The sequence below is a fragment of the Staphylococcus sp. EG-SA-2 genome (genome assembly GCF_017152085.1).
In genome coordinates this window covers 1-516 of record NZ_JACYHC010000221.1, presented here as the reverse complement: position 1 = coordinate 516, position 516 = coordinate 1, and the positions used below count along the sequence as shown (strand labels likewise).

Genomic DNA, 516 nt, shown 5'->3' with positions numbered 1-516 from the left:
CTTGTATTGCCTGACGCAAAATTTGTAACCCATATGTACCGCTTTTTTCAGGATGGAATTGAATACCAATATAATTGTTAAATTGAACAATTGCCGGAATATCAGCCCCATACTGCGCATATGCAATGACATTTTCTGACATCGGCGCTTGGTAAGAATGTACGAAGTAAACATCTTGATTTAACATAGGATGCTTACTCACTAAATTATTCCAACCTAAGTGCGGCACTGGGTATTCTGTTTGGATACGCGAAATATTTCCTGGGATAAACCCTAATCCAGATGCATCGCCTTCATCACTATGCTCATACATTAATTGCATGCCTAAACAAATACCAATCATCTTCTTATCAGTATTCTTAGCCAATATTGCATTGAGATTTAATCGTTTTATCTCTGACATCGCATCTTTAAAATGGCCGACACCGGGCAATATGATTGTTTCTGCTTGATCGATTATTTTTGAGGTATTTGAGACAACCACCTCATACCCTAAATGTTCAATAGCGCGTTTTA

Annotated in this window: 1 protein-coding gene; it reads right to left on the bottom strand. The window is 37.6% G+C overall.

Features of this window, described 5'->3' with window-relative positions:
- The coding region (gene hisH, locus IDG60_RS02160) for an imidazole glycerol phosphate synthase subunit HisH (protein WP_206160447.1) at window positions 1-516 on the bottom strand (516 nt) is incomplete at both ends.